Genomic DNA, 15,391 nt, shown 5'->3' with positions numbered 1-15,391 from the left:
CCCGGCACGCAAACCATGACTTCCCCAGAAAAAAACCCACGCCACAACGACCTGATCTACGGCCTCGACGACCGCCCGCACCTCACTGCCACGGTGTTCGCCGCCCTGCAACACGTGCTCGCCAGCTTCGTCGGCATCATCACCCCGACGCTGATCATGGGCAGTGCCCTGGGCTTGCAGAGTGAAATCCCCTACCTGATCAGCATGGCGCTGTTCGTCTCCGGCCTCGGCACTTTCGTCCAGGCGCGGCGTTTCGGTCCGGTCGGTTCGGGGCTGTTGTGCCTGCAAGGCACCAGTTTCTCGTTCATCAGCGTGATCCTCAGTGCCGGTTTCATGGTCAAGGCCCGGGGCGGCGGCACCGATGAAATCCTCTCGACGATCTTCGGCGTGTGCTTCTTTGCCGCCTTCATCGAAGTGGTCTTGAGCCAGTTCATCGGCAGGCTGCGGATGCTGATCACCCCGGTCGTGACCGGCACCATCATCACCCTGATGGGCCTGTCGTTGATCAAGGTCGCCATGACCGACATCGCCGGCGGCTTCGGCGCACCCGACCTCGGCGCGGCCAGTCACCTGGGCCTCGCGGCACTGGTGCTGGGCACCATCGTGGTGTTGAACCGGGTGGACGTGCCGTTTCTGCGCCTGGGCGCGATCGTCATCGGCCTGACCCTCGGCTACGTCGTCGCCTGGCTGCTGGGCCACGTCGATTTCGCCAGCCTGCCCGCCGTGCCGCTGATGAGCGTGCCGGTACCGTTCAAGTATGGTTTTTCCTTCGACTGGGTGGCGTTCGTCCCGGTGGCGGTGATTTTCCTGGTGTCGCCGCTGGAAGCAGCTGGTGACCTGACCGCCAACTCGATGATTTCCCGGCAACCGGTCAAGGGCCCGGTGTACATTCGCAGGATCAAGTCCGGTCTGTTGGCCGACGGCCTCAACTCGGCCATGGCCGCAGTGTTCAACAGCATGCCAATGGTGACCTTCGCGCAGAACAACGGGGTGATCCAGTTGACCGGCGTGGCCAGTCGTTACGTGGCGTTTTTCATTGCCGGCCTGCTGGTCATACTGGGGCTGTTCCCGCTGATCGGCGCGGTGCTGCAGCTGATGCCCAAGCCGGTGCTGGGCGGTGCCGAGCTCGTGATGTTCGGCACCGTCGCCGTGGCCGGGATCAAGATCCTCGCCGAAGCCGGACTGCATCGACGCAACATGCTGATCGTGGCGATTTCCATCGGCATGGGCCTGGGTGTGGCGGCGGTACCGGAGGTGTTGCGCGAGCTGCCCAAGGCGCTGCACAACATTTTCGAATCACCGATCACCGTCGGTGCACTGTGCGCCATCGTGCTGAATATCTTCCTGCCTGAAGAATTCATCGAACTGGAAGAAGACGATTTCGATCCGGAAGCCTCGATCCTCCAGGTCATGGAGAACCCCGACGTGCCGACCAGGCTTGAACCCGCAGCGAAAGCAGCTGCCACACAGTAGACCACCAAGGCTTCTGGGCTGGACCGCTGATGGCACAGCCCTTCTACAAACAGGAACACCTCCATGCGCAGCGCGGATCCCCGTGGGAGAGAGCTCGCTCCCACAGTGGTCATGTGGTGAAACGAACGCCGGGTTTGGCCCGCTCATCCACCGTCAATTCGAACACATCCGGACGCGCATAGTGACCGACTACGTCATAGTCGTATCGGGCGCGGATCAGGTCATCGGTGTCAATTTCAGCGCAAAGCAGACCAGGCCCATCCCGTAGCGGTCCGGCCAGGATATCCCCCATCGGCCCGATGATCACGCTGCCACCGGCAATCAACGGCCGGTCCGCCGGCCAGTTGGCGATCTCCAGCCCCAGGGCTTGCGGCGAATCCTGGACCTGGCACGCGCTGACCACGAAGCAGCGCCCCTCGTGGGCAATATGGCGCATGCTCACCTGCCACATCTCCCGCTCATCCACGGTCGGCGCGCACCACACCTCCACGCCTTTGGCGTACATCGCGGTGCGCAGCAGCGGCATCATGTTTTCCCAACACACCAGCGCGCCGATCCGTCCGACCTGGCTGTCGAGCACCGGCAAGGTGGAACCGTCGCCCATGCCCCAGATCAGCCGTTCGGTGCCGGTCGGCATCAGCTTGCGGTGTTTGGCGAGCAATCCGGCCTGGGGGTCGAAATACAGCGCGGTGCAATACAAGGTACTGCCGGCGCGCTCGATCACGCCGATCACCAGGTTGGCCCCGGTGCGCGCCGACAGCCCCGCCAGTGCTTCGGTCTCGACGCCAGGCACATCGATGGCGTTGGCGAAATAGCGGGCAAAGGCCTCGCGCCCCTGGGGCAAGCGATAACCCAGTTGAGTGCCGAACCCCTCGCCCTTGGGATAACCGCCCAATAGCGCTTCGGGCATGACCACCAGCGCGACGCCGGCTTCGACGATCGCCCTTTCATACGACAGGATCAGTTCCAGGGTGTCGGCCTTGCCACCGGGCAAGGCACCGATCTGCAGGGCGGCAACGATTGACTTGGGCATTTGCGGTGACTCCGTTGGCATGAGGTGTTGCTCATTCTCGGCCGACATCGGATCATCAATAAAGAGCAACTCACTGCTGAATGATATGAACCACATGAATATCGCCTCCCTCGATCTCAATCTGCTCAAAGTCTTCGAAGCCCTGCATGAAGAATCCAGTGCCAGCCGCGCGGCAGTGCGCCTGGGGGTGACGCAATCGGCTGTCAGCGCAGCTTTACGGCGTTTGCGCGAGGTGTATGGCGATCAGTTATTCGTGCGCACCGGTCGCGGCCTGGCACCCACGCTTAAGGCCAACCAGTTGAAGCCGGTGCTCAGCGAGGCCCTGAACAAATGCCGGCAGAGCCTGGCGATGGTCGATCCGATGGCCAACCATTTCGAAGGCCGCTCCGTGACCCTGGGGCTTTCGGATGATTTCGAGATCGCCTACGGCCGGCGCCTGATCGAGGAAATTGCCCGGTGCGCGCCCGGACTGAGGCTGATTTTTCGCCAGACCCACAGCCAGATCGTCGCCCAGGCCCTGATGGAACGCAGTATCGACCTGGCGATCACCGCCGGCGGCTTTGCCGAGCGTCTGCTCAGCCGACAGGTGCTGGGTGAGGGAGATTATTTGTGTCTGGTCGACCCGATCAGTCTGACCGTGGGACAACAGGCCATCAGCCTCGAGGAGTTCGTCGTACGTGAGCACATTCTGGTGTCGTCGGGCGGCTTTATCGGGATCACCGACGAGGGCTTGGCGGCGCTGGGCCTGAGTCGACGGGTCTGCGCCTCCACCACCCACTTTGCGGCGTTGCCGCACCTGCTCAAGGGCAGCCAGGCGGTGGCAACCATCCCGGCGCACGCGGCCAGGAGCATCGCGGCACTCAGCGGCCTGGCACTGCTGCCCTGCCCCCTGGTGTTGCCGCGCTATCCGATCGAAATGGGCTGGCGGACTGGTGCCCAGCTGGATCCGGTGGTCATGAAAGTGCGCGAAGCGATTGTTGCCTGCTTCCTGTAGGAGCCGGCTTGCCGGCGAAGGCGGCTTTGAAAAGTGCATCGCACATTCGGGCCTCTTCGCTGGCAAGCCAGCTCCTACAGTGAATTGGGTACGGCCGTTGAGATTATTTGGCCGCCATCAGCCGATTGACTTCGCTGCGCACCATGTTCGAGAACTCCGGCGGCGACATGCCGTCCAGTTCGGCGCGGACCCACTCGGCCCACTTTCCCTTGCGCTTGGCGCGTTCGCCGAACAGGCGCGCGGCTTCGCCCTTGGCTTTGCCCAGGTTGTTTTGCCAAAGCTCGAACAGACGGGATTTCTCGTCTTCCAGCGCGGCGCGCTCGGCGAGGGGTTTGTCGGCCAGATTGAAACTCATGGGATTTTTCCTGCTGCGTAAATAGGCGACATCTTACACTGTAGGAAGAATCGCCCTGCTCTGGTTTTTCTGGCGGATCGAGCGAACAGGCAAAATCCCTGCAACTTTTTCCAGCGCCAGACACTCCATTGTTCACTGTCCAATCACCGCAAGGAGTACTTCAATGGCCCGCAAAACCGCCCTGCAAGCCGCCGAAGATCAAATCAAGGATCAAGCCTTCAGCGAGCTGCAGTCGCTGATCGAAGAATCTGAAAAACTGCTCAAGAGCAGTGCCTCACTGGTCGGTGAGGAAGCCGAAACCCTGCGTGGGCAAATCGCCCTGAAACTGCAACAGGCCCGGGACTCGGTCACCAGCGTCCGGCAGCGGGCCACCCCGGCGGTCGATGCCACCGAAAGCTACATTGGTGGTCACCCGTGGCAAACCGTGGCGGTTTCCGCCGGTTTCGGGCTGGTGGTCGGCCTGCTGTTGTCTCGCCGCTAATACGCTTTATGTAGGAGCTGCCGAAGGCTGCGATCTTTTGATCTTGATCTTCGGCGCCTTTGACGCCGCCAAAAGATCGCAGCCTACGGCAGCTCCTACAGTGACCGTGCCAAGCCTCAGTGACCGGCCAGCTCCCGCAGCTTCGCCAGCTCCGAGGCCTCCAGCGCAATGCCCTCGACCTGGGACCTGGCACGCTGATTGTGGCGCCGATCCCCCGGCAAGCGCTTGAGCCCCACGCCATGCATCTGCCGCACCAGCTCCTGGCTGCGTTCGGCAAACCCCTGCCCCGCCGCCTTGCTCGGATCGATCACGATCAGCAACTGGCCAGTCCACGGCGTCTTGGCACCGGGATGGCTTTTCCAGTCGAACTCGAAGGAAAAATTACCCCCGGTCAAGGCCGCCGCCAACAACTCCACCATCATCGACAGCGCTGAACCCTTGTGCCCGCCGAACGGCAGCAATGCGCCCCCTTCGAGGATCGCCTTGGGATCCTGGGTCGGTTGACCAAGGCTGTCGACGCCCATGCCCGGCGGCAAACGTTCGCCCTTGCGCGCGGCAATCTGCACATCGCCATGGGCAATGGCGCTGGTGGCCAGGTCGAAGACGATCGGATCGCCGTCGGCTCGCGGGGCGGCAAAGGCAATCGGGTTGGTGCCGAACAGCGGCCGATCGGCGCCATGGGGCACCACGCACGTCATGCTATTCACCACGCTGAGCGCGACCAAACCTTCATAGGCGAAGGGCTCGACGTCCGGCCACAAGGCCGCGAAGTGATGGGAGTTACGGATCGCCAGCACCGCGATGCCGGCGCTGCGAGCCTTCTCCACCAGCAGCGGGCGCGCGGCCGCCAGGGCCGGTTGGGCAAATCCGTTACCGGCGTCGACCCGGACAAACCCGCTTGCCACATCCTCGACCACCGGAACGGCCTGGCCATTGACCCAACCGCTGTGCAGGGTCGAGACATAACCGGGAATGCGGAACACGCCATGGCTGTGGGCACCATCGCGTTCGGCACCGGCGCAGTTTTGCGCCAGCACCCGGGCGACGTCGCCAGAGGTGCCATGACGCAGGAAGATCTGCTCAAGCAATGCCGTCAGCTGGTCCAGGGACAGGTTTTGCGAAGCAACGGTGGATACAGGATCGTGTGGCGCGGACATCTGAAGCTCCAGACTAATTATTTTTTGGAGGGGGCAACAGCGTAGCTAGACCGCCGATTAACAACGCGCCACCAGTGACCTGTCAACCTTTCGATAGCAGGCATCTGCACGAATCCCCTGGCCCCGTGCGTTAACTATCTACCACCCGCGCCACAGCACCGACTTTTAGTCTCGACACTCAAACCCTATGCGCCCGCAGCCGCGCCCTATTTGAGATTCGACGATGCCTACACCTAGCGTCCCACTGCTTTTTCCCGAAGCCTTGAAGTCCCCCGGATTCTGGGTCGACCTGGGCAAAACCCATGGACTTACGCAAAAGGATTTCGAATGGTTAAGTCACCTGGAACTGGCCACCCAGTCCTCGCGCAGTCAACAGCGCCCGCCGATGCTCGCCGAAAGTATCCTGCTGACTATCAACGGTCATGCCCCGACACCCTTGGCCGGCAGTTTCGTGTTGAGCGACACCCCGGACGATAAAGGGCTGATTCTCTATACGCCCTATGGCGGCATCAGGAAGCTCGACAGTCGCGAAACCTTGATCGATGAGCTCGAAAAACAACTGAACCCCGCGACCGAAGACGACGATCTGCTCGCGTTCATGTCGCTGGCCCGGCGCAAGACACTCGCAGCAACCAGGCACATTAAAGTGAGCTTCGAGGCCATCGAGGGTGAAGTGTTTGAGCATCAGCGAAACGCCCTCACCGCTAACCAGGGGCTGAATGATCAAGCCTTGCTCGACGAATTAAGTGAACTGCCGACACTCGAATCGCTGCTCGACACCCTTCTCGATGAGCTGCTGGGTTCATCGTTTCCGGGGTTGGAGCAGAGTCTGACCCGGGTCAACTTTTACGCCACCTCTCCCACCGAGCAAGACAATCCACCTGTACGGCGCTGGCTCCAATCCATGTCTTTGAGTGCCGCAGTGCTGTCGTACTACCGCGACCAGCGGTGGCCTGCGGGGCAGGAGCCTGAATTTTTCCACCCCAAAAGAACACCACAGGGTAACGACCAGCAACACTGGGAAACTGCCGTCAAAACCGCTTCCGGCAAACTCATCAGCCTGCTTTCACGGCAGGTCGAGCGCTTTTGGAGTGGCGGCAGCGCCGACGGTGCGACGCGTCGCGAGTTTTTCGCCCGAGCCATTCGCGAACAGGCGCGGGCAGATATTGTGCTCAAGCGCGAAGCCGAAATCATCACTGCGCAACAAAGCACCGCCTTGCACACACTGATTCAACCGGCTGCCGGCACGGCCCGCAGCCCAACGCTGGAGACCGTGCGACTGTGGGAATACCAGGCCAATTACGTAGAACTGGCGGGGTCGCTGATGATCAGCCACGCCAACGCCTACCTCTACACCCCGACTCAAGGGCTGCAGGTGTTGGCAGATTACAAGGACTTGAAAGACACCTTGCTGAGTAAGTTCAAAGCCAGCGGTCACGAGGACGAAATCTACGGCCTCCTGAGCCTGGAGGAGCGTAACCGCTTTATCGGCTTCAATCAGCCGCAAGTCACCGGAGAAGTGGTGTCCGGGGCAATATTCACGACGCTGTTCGAAGCGATCATCCGTAAACAGCTGCAAAACCTGGAATACGTCCTGCAAGTGTTTCGTCACAGCGACGGCACCGTCGACATCCATGCCTTGTTCGACAAGGCGCTGGATATACGCGCCATGATCAGCGAGCGCTTACTCGCACTGGAGGCCAATGGGCGCTGGAGCACCCGGCCGGTGTTAACGGGCTCCCAGCAACCGTCCACGGTGTTGGCGGATAAAGCCGCCGCCTTCGAAAAAACCTTCAACGACGTTGAATCGGCGATCAAGACGGAGTTTGCGGCGCAACCGCTGGCCTCGCAGGCGGTGCAGCAGACCTACCTTGCGAACATGAAACCCCGCTTGGCCCACGCTCTTTCTGTGGGTCTTCGCGGGGAAGCCAATTTGCGAGTGATCAATTCAACGCTCCGCAAAGCCGACCGGGCGATCGTCGATACGATATTCAACCCTGATCAGCCTGAGCGGAAAAACCGCCGCGCGCTCAATGGATTCCGGCCCGATGCCTACAAACTGGTCCTGGAATGCTCCGGCGAACAAAACGTCCTGCCGCTGGCCAATTGCGTCGTGCTGACCGAGCGTGGCGGACTCGACCCCCAGCATTCGGGGCGGGCCATTTTGTGGACACCGGCCGAGGGACTGGAAGTCTTCAACCATGTCAGCGACTTGAAACGGGTGCTGAACCAGCGCTTGCTCGACCCTCTGCAACGCTTGGCATTGCTGGAAAACCTCACGCCCACCCAACGTAAATTCCATCGACGTTACTCACTCGGGTCACTGCGGCTGATTGAAGGCAATGTCCTGCACGAGCTGGCGCAATCGTCCATTGAGCGTTTTTTGGCAGGCTGCGAATATGTGCGCTCGCAATCACTGACATCGGCGCAACAGGTCACCGCGCTCGAGCAGTTGGCACAAACGGTCAGCGATACCAATTTGCACAGGGCCGCAGCCATCGCCCGGGCAATCAACCACCAGCAATCCTTGCCGGCGTGGCTGGGCATGGCCGGCGTCGACGAACAGCAATTGCACATCGAACTGCTGGAGCAATACCGCCACAACGTCACCGACGACAAGGATTACCTGCACGGGCTGCCAACCCTGCGCACCTTTGTACATGGTCGATTGAAATCGTTGCTCGGTAGCCGATTCCCCACTGCAGTACTGGACCCCGACAACATCGCGATCACTCCCAACCTGGCCCTGGCTGGCCCCTCCCGAACCCTGACCGAGTTTGCCTTGAACCATGTCAGCGTTGCTCAAGGCACCGGATTCACCATTAGGTCAAGCGAACGGGAGCCGCTTCCTCAAGGCCTGGACCAAAGTGCCATCCGCCAACTTCTGTTGTCACTCGACGTCCAGACAGCCTTTGCCAAACAAGTGACAGGCAAGCTCCTGGAAGACAGCGACGAAGCCGCTACCCGCAAGCAACGTTTCATGCTTCAACTGCCCTGGCAATTGATGCAGCATGCCCATGCACTGCACCTTCAACAGCGGCTGTCTTCCACGGCGTTCGATTTGATCCGGCAAGTGCTGGATATGCCAGACAGCCTGGCCCGCGCATCGGTGCAAGGTGCTCACGCCCTCGTTCGTCCGCTGGAATTGATCAAGACCGCCGGAGGCAACGCCACTGCAACCCTGGGGCTGTACCTGATCGGCCCCGGCCCCGGGCAGGAAGGCCCGCAAGTGTTGTATACGCCTTACCATTCAGGCTCGGTGTTCACCGAGTTCGAGAATGAGGCGAGCCTGGTCTCGGCGTTCTGTAAAATCGGACCGCTACAGGACTTGCTGATTCGCCGCCTGCCGGAGGATCAGCGCACGCTGTTCAGCAACTTGCTCCAGGACACCGTCGGGCAACCCAGCGAGATCACCCTCGCGTCCTCCCCGCTCGAAGGCAACCTGCTGGCGCAGCTATTTACCGACAACGTCACGCTGCTATCGCACCTGCTTGGCAGTCAGTCCGAAATCACCGCTCAGGCGGAATGGGAGGCGGCGAAAAACCTGTTCAGCAAGGGCATCAAACTGGTCGCGGGCCTGTTACCCGGTAAACTCGCCTATGGGCCGTTCCTGTGGCATAGCTACAAGCACTTCAAGGACTCCGCCGAAGCCTTGCAGGAGCACCACTGGAAACAGGCGCTGCAGGAGTTCATTGCCGGCGCCGTGCAAATGGTCTCGCTGGGGCGCTTGTCGCTGCACGCCTCGACCGAGGCCGTGCCCGCCACGGTGGAAACAGAACCGGTGAAGACCGACTTGGCCTCTGCGCAATGGTCACAATTAAAGCCGACCGCACCGGCACGCACCTTGCTGCAACCCTTCGAAGCCACGACCGTGGCATTGAAGGATCTGGTTAAAAACCAGGCGGATGGCACCTACGATGATTCCATCGGCAAACTTCGCTATGCGGCGATCGCCGGGAAGGTTTATCGCGTCGCCAAACCCGGCGCCGTCTGGCGCATCACCAAGACCCTGGTAGACGGCCCTGGGCTGCGCAGTACGCCGAGCCAGCAACTCGTCATCGATCCGGACCGGCATACCGTGCACTACGGCAAGGCCGTGTCGAAGATGATCAACGAATACACAGCAAGCCGTGAAGTCAGCCGAATCCTGAACATCGAAGCCGTCGGCATGGAGCAGATCCGGGCTCGTCACCCGGCAAAAGCCAGTCAAATCGTGAAGGCCATCGATTTGGCCCGTTATTACGCCTTCAACAGCTTGCACAATCTCGCGCAGGCCCGGCACCTTGTTAAGGGCACCCGGCTGGACGGTTTATTCAAAATCGTCTTTGATGTCAAAGACGTCGATACCGACCTGCTCGACAAGATAAAAAAGGCGATCACGCCGATCTGCACGGCACTTGTCGACCCGGATGATGACTTGATGAACACCGAACGCTTTGTCGTCGGCTCCACCAAAGACCCGCAGGACGTGTTGATCGCCTTCGTGATCGACGAGGATTCACGCAGACATGTGCATTTCACCCAGCGGTTTTTCGATCAACAACTCGGCCAATACAACGCTTGCCTGACCGAACCCTTCGATGTCGACGGACATGCACAGGCCGCCACTCTGATTCATGAATTCTCGCACGCCATTACCCAAAGCGCAGATATTGCCTATCTTGAAGCGAGGCGCCCCTTCAGCGACCTGATCAGCTCGATCACCAGCTTTGGCGCCTCTTTGAAAACCCGGCAGGAACGCTATCAACGCGAAGCGCTGTCCCTGGCGACCCCGAGGGATGAACTCTTCGCCCGCTGGAGCAACGAATTGCAGGAATGGATCAGCCTGGACTCGATTCCCGGCGCCGAAAACGCGGGCAAGGCCATCCTGAAGATTACTGGCTGCAAGAAAATGGCAGACGCTCGAAGCGCCTTCAGGAACCCGGTCAACGCGGATCTGCGCATCGACACCATTTTGCGCAACGCCGACTCGATTGCGTATCTGATCTGCCAAATGGGTCGACAACTCGATCCCGTGCCCGTATCCACCCCCTGAACGCCATAAAAATGCGCAGAACCTTAGTTTTGCGCATTGCGCTTGTCCGGGTCCGAATCGAAAATAATTACACTTTGATGGGTAATTGCCATGATCGATGTTTCTCGCAGACTCCCTCAAGGTTAGAATACGCGAAATCAGGATGAGTCAATGACCGACACCCCACTCTCGCCAGCCCAATATGACGCCATCACCGATGCCGCTGCGCATTGGTGCATGCGCCTGCATGCCCCTGACTGCACGGCGCAGGAGCGCCAGGCGTTCGAACAATGGCTAGACGTTCATCCACTGCATGCGTCCGAATACGAGGCCATGCTCGAGATCTGGGAAGTGGCTGGCGACCTGCCGCGTCCGGAAACGGTTGTGCCCCTGGTTCGCGCCAGGCCGCAGACGCCTTGGCGGGCCTTCGGCATGGCCGCCGCCGTGTGTGCGCTGGCCTTGCCGTTGGCGGCCTACAGCGGTTGGAACATGGGCTGGTTGCCTGACTCGTACGAGCATTTCGAGGCGAGCGACAACGTTCGCCAGGTCACCCTCAAGGACGGCAGCAAGGTCGAACTGAACCTGGGCACCGAGCTGACGTACAGCAACTACAAGGATCAGCGTCGAGTCACCTTGAAAAAAGGCGAGGCCTTCTTCAGTGTCAGTCACGACGCCAGCCACCCTTTCGTGGTCAAGGCCGCCGAAGGCAAGGTCCGGGTCACCGGCACCCGCTTCAACGTCTGGATGTATGAAGACCAGGTGAAAGTGAACCTGGTCGAAGGCTCGGTACTGGTCAGCAGCAACGATGACCTGCCGGGTGATGGGCTACGACTCGGCCCGGCCATGCAGGCCAGCTTTCGCCATGGCGACCTGATTCCGCGGATCAGCCAGACCTACGACGACGACAATTCCCTGGCCTGGCTCAACGGCAAGCTGGTCCTCGATGACCTGGCGCTGAGCGAAGCGCTGCCGCTGATCAATCGCTACCTGCAACCCCGGTGCAGGTGGCCGACAATGCCACTGGCGCGATCCGCATCGGCGGCATCTACAACATCCGCGAGCTCAACACCCTGGTGGCGACCCTGCCCAAGGTGCTGCCGGTCTACCTGACCCGCAACAAGGACGGCAACCCGATCCTGAACGCCATCCCGCAGCAACCGCCGAAAAGCTGAAGGCCGCCACCCTGACGGGGTGCGGCCTTCATTGTTTGCCTCACATGCCAGCGATTCTACTGCGCGGCCACCTTCCCGGCCTTGTCATCCTGCTCGTGGATCGTCTGCGCCTGGTAGTGCGGATCGGAGGTGATCTGTTGCTCAGTGAACGGCAACACACTCAACTGCTTGTGCGAAAACGCCAGCGTCTGGTCCCGGGCGTACTTCGACGCCGGGTCGCTGGACAGCGAAAACGCCAACAGGCCTTTGGCCTGCGGGCCCTTTTCATCGAAGGTCACCACCTGCAGATAGCTGGTGCCGCTGACCACTTCGCGTTTGCCATCGGTGCGGGGCACGCTTTGAATGGCGTTGTATACCCCCAGCGTGCCCGGCCCGCCATGGATCGGCGTCTGCTGGCCGCCGCTGCTGACCACCTGGATGTCACCCCAATGGCTGTTCTGGTTGAGCCCTGACGCCTTGACCTGCTCGATCGAGGCCAGCATGGCCTGGCGCAGCGCTTGCGCCACCTGCGCACGATCGACCGCCAGGCCGCGCGGGGTGTGTTGCGGGTCCAGTGGATCGAACGCCACACGCCAGACATCAGGCGCCTGCTCCAGAGCCTCCATGACATTCTGGAAGTGCACGAAGCCAAGGCCGCTGTCGAGATTGGCCTTGCGATCCCAAGCCTTGAGACTGGCACACAGCGGCGCCAGGGTTTTCCCATCGCTGCCCAGGTCCGCCGCGCAGAACTGCAGCAGGTCGGGCATCACTTGCGCTGCCTGATACACCTGGTCATCCAGCACCATGTGCTGCAAATCGGCTGCGGCGACCGGACCGGCCTTGGCCAGCGTTCCCAGGCGATCCAGGGCAAAACGCGAGCGCAGTCCCAGGGGCTGGCCGTCCTGGCTGATCAAGGGTGAGAAGCCGGTCAGCGGTTGCGCCGGATTGGCCATCCACGCCGAATCGTTGGAGTGCTGCACGAAGTCCTTGCGCAACAGTTGCGGCAACTGGTCCGCGGCAAAAATACCGGGTTGAGCGGCCCGGGGGTCAATGTCCCAGGCACAGGCGCTGTTGGAACCGTCGAGCACGATCAACTGCAGGCCGATCCGCGGATCGCTGCACTGGGCCAGCTTCGCCGCACTCACGTTCGGCACCACCGACAGGTTCATGTACAGCGTTTGCCCCTGATCGTCCGCTGCCAGCGTGTTGACCCAGGGGATGCCCTGGATCTGGTGCACCGAGGCCTGGAACTCCTTGAGGCTGCCGGCACGATTCATCGCGTACCACTGTTGCAGCACCCGGTCATTGTCCAGGTTGGCGTCGCGCAGGCTGTAGGCAAACTGCCGATCCCAGTCGAGCTTGCCAGGCCACTGCACAATCGGGCCGAACTGCGAGCTGTAGACCACATGGGAAACGGCCTTGACCGAGCCATCCGCCTGCTTGACATCGACCGTCAGGGTCTGCTTGTTCATGGGCAGCGACTTGCCGTCGAGCAGATAGCGGGTTGGATCCTTGGGGTCCAGTTGCAGGCGATACAAGGTGAAGTGTTTGGACGAGTCCACGGTATGGGTCCAGGCCAGGTGCTGGTTGAAGCCGATGTTGATCAGCGGCAGGCCAGGCAACGCGGCGCCCATCACATCCAGGTTGCCGGGGATGGTCAGGTGCATTTGATAGAAGCGCATCCCGCCGACCCAGGGGAAATGCGGATTGGCCAGCAACATGCCGCGACCATTGAAGGATCGATCGCTACCCACCGCCACCGCGTTGCTGCCGCGGTCCAAGGCAAAACGCTGCATACGCAGGTCCGCCACTTGGAACGCTGCCTGTTTGCCGTCATTGCCGGCGACCGCAGCCGGCGGCGTGGCGCCCGCCAGCGCTTCGGCGAACTGCCCGACGCCACCTTCCACCAACAGGCGGCGGGTCAGCTTGACCAGGTCCATGGCAGTGATTTCCCGCACCCAGTCGCCCTGGCACTGCGCCGGCAGCCCCTGGGCCCGACGCTCGCTCAGGGCGCGGTTGTAGCCGGCCACATAACCTTCGACCAGCCCGCGTACTTCAGGGGTTTGCGCCTGCCAGAACCCGGCCACGGCCTGCGGGGTGTTCAACCAATTGAAAAAAAGATCGCTGACCTGGTTTTCGCGCTCCTCGACCGTCAGTTGGTCGGGACCAAAAAACCGCGAACGCTGACCGTTCACCGTAACGATCTCATTGGCCAGCAAACACAGGTTATCCTGAGCGTAGGCATAGCCGATGCCGTAACCGAGGCCCCGCTCGTCCGCGGCGCGGATATGGGGCACGCCAAAACTGGTCCGGCGGATATCGGCACTGGCCTGCTCCAGCTGACTGCGCGCATTCGCCGCAAGACTCAGCCCCAGAAACACACCCGCCAGGCTCAACCTGGTCAACTGGCTGGAAATAATCACATTCGCTCCTGATCGAAAAACGAGGGTCACAGTTCTGCGTACTGACACGCACTGCGCATCCTGTTAGGGACGAAACAAACGAGAAAAATTTAGGAGACTGGATGGCGGTCCCGGGCCGCACTGCAAAGGCGCCTGACGCAGCGATCACACAATGATGACGAAATTTCTACATTTAAGTCTTCATGATTTGTGACGCTCATACGTCTTGTTTTGTAAGAGCGCCCAATTTTTCCCGATCAGGCTCTGAAAAGGAGTTTTTGCAATGTACAACTCGCAACTGCCAACGGACGGTAGCAACGCGCCAAAGGGCAGGGTCAGTGTTTTCGACCAACCTGCCGAGCGCAACGGCAACGAGCGGATCCGCGTCCTGCTCAAGAGCTTTGGCTTGCGGACCAGCCTGATTCGCCTCAAAGTCATCGACGCCCTGCTGTCCGCCGCCGAAAACGACCGCAGTCTGGGCGTGCGCGGCGTGCACACCCACTTGCTGGAGCTGGACATTCCCCTGTCGTTTCTGAGTGTGCGCGAAGTGTTGAAACGCCTGTGCAGCGAAGGCGTGATCGTCCTCAATGCGGATAAAAGCTACAGCCTCCACCCCCGGGCCGCCGCCCTGCTGCACAACGACTGATCAAGCCAGGGCCGGAGCCACCGCTCAGGGCTTGACCTTGCGGCGCATCACGCCGTTGATGACCACCACGACCACCGCCACGCCAATGGCGATGTACTGGAACAGTTTTTCGCTGATGACGCCGGTGTTCTGCAAATAAGAAAGGCCAAACATGGTCCCCAGTACCACGAGGGAGATCAGAATCGAGTATTTCAAACGTTGCGACTGAGTCATTGGCAATTCCTGAACCTGAAAAATGTATCTGCTGTGTTCCCCTTCACATGCCAGGCCGGCTGCGAAGGGGGGCTCATGTTACCGCCGATGAAGATTTTTAGCTTTATCACGGCGAAGGCGGCCTTGAATATTGCATCGCGCTATCGGGCCTCTTCGCTGGCAAGCCAGCTCCTGCAATGATTTGCGATGGTCGCCGCGGACCTGTAGGAGCCCGGCTTGCCGGCGATGGCGTCCTTGAATATTGCATCGCGCTATCGGGCCTCTTCGCTGGCAAGCCAGCTCCTGCAATGATTTGCGCTGGGCACCGCGGACCTGTAGGAGCCCGGCTTGCCGGCGAAGGCGGCCTCGAATATTGCATCGCGCTATCGGGCCTCTTCGCTGGCAAGCCAGCTCCTGCAATGATTTGCGCTGGTCGCCGCGGACCTGTAGGAGCCCGGCTTGCCGGCGAAGGCGGCCTTGAATATTGCATCGC

Annotated in this window: 10 protein-coding genes and 1 pseudogene; 6 read left to right on the top strand and 5 right to left on the bottom strand. The window is 60.9% G+C overall.

Translation table 11 applies throughout. From position 1 onward, the window contains the following. Positions 1-15 precede the first annotated feature (15 nt). Complete coding sequence (locus SOP95_RS18475) at positions 16-1,473, top strand: nucleobase:cation symporter-2 family protein (protein ID WP_323607863.1); 1,458 nt, start codon at positions 16-18, stop codon at positions 1,471-1,473. A gap of 109 nt (positions 1,474-1,582) precedes the next feature. Here SOP95_RS18475 and SOP95_RS18470 read toward each other — a convergent pair whose 3' ends face one another. Continuing rightward, a complete protein-coding gene (locus SOP95_RS18470; protein ID WP_323607862.1) occupies positions 1,583-2,506 on the bottom strand; it encodes a carbon-nitrogen hydrolase family protein in 924 nt (307 codons plus the stop codon). 85 nt (positions 2,507-2,591) lie between these two features. On the opposite strand from SOP95_RS18470, the gene SOP95_RS18465 reads away from it, so the two are divergent. Further along, positions 2,592-3,500, top strand: coding sequence for a LysR family transcriptional regulator (locus SOP95_RS18465; protein WP_323607861.1), 909 nt, complete (start codon positions 2,592-2,594; stop codon positions 3,498-3,500). A gap of 103 nt (positions 3,501-3,603) precedes the next feature. Here SOP95_RS18465 and SOP95_RS18460 read toward each other — a convergent pair whose 3' ends face one another. After that, positions 3,604-3,855 carry a hypothetical protein gene (locus tag SOP95_RS18460; RefSeq protein ID WP_008061409.1) on the bottom strand — a complete coding sequence of 84 codons (252 nt, stop codon included), beginning with the start codon at positions 3,853-3,855 and terminating at the stop codon, positions 3,604-3,606. Positions 3,856-4,018: 163 nt separating this feature from the next. Between SOP95_RS18460 and SOP95_RS18455 the strand changes: the two genes are divergently transcribed. Further along, positions 4,019-4,336, top strand: coding sequence for a DUF883 family protein (locus SOP95_RS18455; protein ID WP_274078072.1), 318 nt, complete (start codon positions 4,019-4,021; stop codon positions 4,334-4,336). 116 nt (positions 4,337-4,452) lie between these two features. Here SOP95_RS18455 and SOP95_RS18450 read toward each other — a convergent pair whose 3' ends face one another. Beyond that, positions 4,453-5,493, bottom strand: coding sequence for an Ldh family oxidoreductase (locus SOP95_RS18450; RefSeq protein WP_323607860.1), 1,041 nt, complete (start codon positions 5,491-5,493; stop codon positions 4,453-4,455). Positions 5,494-5,716: 223 nt separating this feature from the next. Here SOP95_RS18450 and SOP95_RS18445 point away from each other — a divergent pair, with 223 nt between their 5' ends. Further along, on the top strand, positions 5,717-10,528 hold the full coding sequence (locus SOP95_RS18445) for a dermonecrotic toxin domain-containing protein (protein ID WP_323607859.1): 4,812 nt from the start codon (positions 5,717-5,719) through the stop codon (positions 10,526-10,528). Positions 10,529-10,678: 150 nt separating this feature from the next. Further along, positions 10,679-11,679, top strand: a pseudogene (locus SOP95_RS18440) (FecR family protein). 56 nt (positions 11,680-11,735) lie between these two features. On the opposite strand, the gene pvdQ reads toward SOP95_RS18440, so the two are convergent. Next, complete coding sequence (pvdQ, locus tag SOP95_RS18435) at positions 11,736-14,081, bottom strand: bifunctional acylase PvdQ (RefSeq protein ID WP_323607858.1); 2,346 nt, start codon at positions 14,079-14,081, stop codon at positions 11,736-11,738. Between the two features lie 262 nt (positions 14,082-14,343). Here pvdQ and SOP95_RS18430 point away from each other — a divergent pair, with 262 nt between their 5' ends. Further along, on the top strand, positions 14,344-14,706 hold the full coding sequence (locus tag SOP95_RS18430) for a fe2+ zn2+ uptake regulation protein (RefSeq protein WP_274078067.1): 363 nt from the start codon (positions 14,344-14,346) through the stop codon (positions 14,704-14,706). A 24-nt stretch (positions 14,707-14,730) separates the two neighbouring features. On the opposite strand, the gene SOP95_RS18425 is transcribed toward SOP95_RS18430, so the two are convergent. Then, a complete protein-coding gene (locus tag SOP95_RS18425; protein WP_008061425.1) occupies positions 14,731-14,919 on the bottom strand; it encodes a hypothetical protein in 189 nt (62 codons plus the stop codon). Positions 14,920-15,391 lie beyond the last annotated feature (472 nt).

This window comes from Pseudomonas sp. YuFO8 (assembly GCF_035065025.1).
Lineage (GTDB): Bacteria > Pseudomonadota > Gammaproteobacteria > Pseudomonadales > Pseudomonadaceae > Aquipseudomonas > Aquipseudomonas putida_AE.
The sequence above is the reverse complement of the archived record's forward strand: the minus strand, read 5'-3'. Positions and strand labels throughout refer to the sequence as shown.